The sequence below is a fragment of the Streptomyces sp. NPDC054840 genome, assembly GCF_053611065.1.
In genome coordinates this window covers 1-1,623 of record NZ_JBSGZP010001055.1, presented here as the reverse complement: position 1 = coordinate 1,623, position 1,623 = coordinate 1, and the positions used below count along the sequence as shown (strand labels likewise).

The following is a 1,623-nucleotide window of genomic DNA, read 5'->3' as shown; positions in this document are numbered from 1 at the left end:
GGCGGGCGCCGCCGACAAGAGCGGCCCGGCCGGCGAACTGAAGGTGAGCGAGATCCAGGGCCTGGGATCCGGGGTCACCGACAGCGCGGGCATCACGCTCTACCGGTTCGACAAGGACACGCCGAAGCCGCCCAAGTCCAACTGCGAGGGGGACTGCGCGGCGGCCTGGCCCGCGGTGGCGGCGAACGACGCCTCGGTCAGCGCGGGGATCGACGCGGCGCTCCTGGGTTCCGTCGAACGGTCCGACGGCACCAAGCAGCTCACGCTCGCCGGGTGGCCCGTGTACCGCTACGCGAAGGACGTCAAGGCCGGCGACGCGCTCGGCGAGGGGGTCGGCGGCACCTGGCACGTCCTGGGTCCGGGCGGAAAGCCGGCCGGGGCGGGCAAGGGCGCGGGGGCCGGGGCGGAGAAGGAGGAGAAGAAGGAGGACACGGCCGCGAAGGGCGGCGAGCTCACCGCCGTGCAGAACCCGCAGCTCGGAACCCTCGTCGAGGACGCGGAGGGCAAGACGCTCTACCGGTTCGACAAGGACAGCGCCTGGCCGATGAAGATCGGCTGTGTGGACGCCTGCACGGACACCTGGAAGCCCGCCAAGCCCGTCGACAAGAACCAGGTAAGCGGAATCGCGCCTGAATTGATCGGCAAGGTGAAGCGGCCCGATGGAACCGAGCAATTGACGATCGACTGCTGGCCTGTCTACTCCTTTACCGGTGACAAGGAACCCGGGGACACCACAGGGCACAACAACAAGGGTCTCTGGTTCGCCATCACCGACAAGGGCAAGAAAGCGAAGGTCGTCGGCTGACTCCTGTCAGCGGCCCGCCGATCCGCCCCCGAAACGCGTGGTGCCCGGGTACCTCCCCACCCGGGCGCCACGATCCCTCCCCGATCAGCCAGAGAGGCCGCCATGCCGTCCACCGACCGACGCACCCGGCGGATCCGCCCGTCGCTTCCCGCCGTCGCGGCGGTGTGCGTCGCAGCGCTGCTGTGCGGGGGCTGCTCCTCGAAGGCGGCGGCGCACCACACCTCGGCCGAGGCCTCGCAGACCGCGTCGGCGGCACCCGGGACCTCCCTCGAACAGATCGCCACGGCTATCGGCTGCACCGCCGAAGTGAACGTGGAGGCCGAGGAGTTGCGCCAGGGCGGTTGTCAGGCCGGACAGGTCGTCTACCGCATGGTCACCTTCGCCGCCGAGGAGGGGCTGCGCTCCTGGCTGACCGAGGCCCGGATGTACGGCGGCCTCTACCTGGTCGGCGACCGATGGGTCGTCACCGCACCGGCGGAGGAGGCCCTGACGGCACTCCGCGGACGTCTCGGCGGCTCCCTGGAGACCGGGGACACGCACGGCGGTACGCCCGGTGCGACACCCGGTGAGACGCCCGGCGGTACCCCCCACGGTACCCCCGGCGCGACCCAGGGTGGCGAGCACGACGGCGGCCAGGACGGCGGCCAGGACGGCGGCCACTGAGGCCGCTCCAGCACGGCGCAGACGTCGGCCCCCGGCGCACGACCGGGGGCCGCCAGCGGGGTGTCGGCCACGTGGCCTGATGTCCGCGCGGTCGGGAGGAGCACCCGGCACGAAACCGCGGGATGCTTCGGCCGGGCGCCGCGGGCAACCACGGG

General features: G+C 72.2%; 2 protein-coding genes. Both read left to right on the top strand.

The window, feature by feature from the left end:
- A partial coding sequence (locus tag ACWGIU_RS37425) for an SCO0930 family lipoprotein (RefSeq protein ID WP_453712521.1) occupies positions 1–805 on the top strand: 805 nt, incomplete at its 5' end.
- 102 nt (positions 806–907) lie between these two features.
- Positions 908–1,468, top strand: coding sequence for a hypothetical protein (locus ACWGIU_RS37420; RefSeq protein WP_453712520.1), 561 nt, complete (start codon positions 908–910; stop codon positions 1,466–1,468).
- Positions 1,469–1,623: the final 155 nt, after the last annotated feature.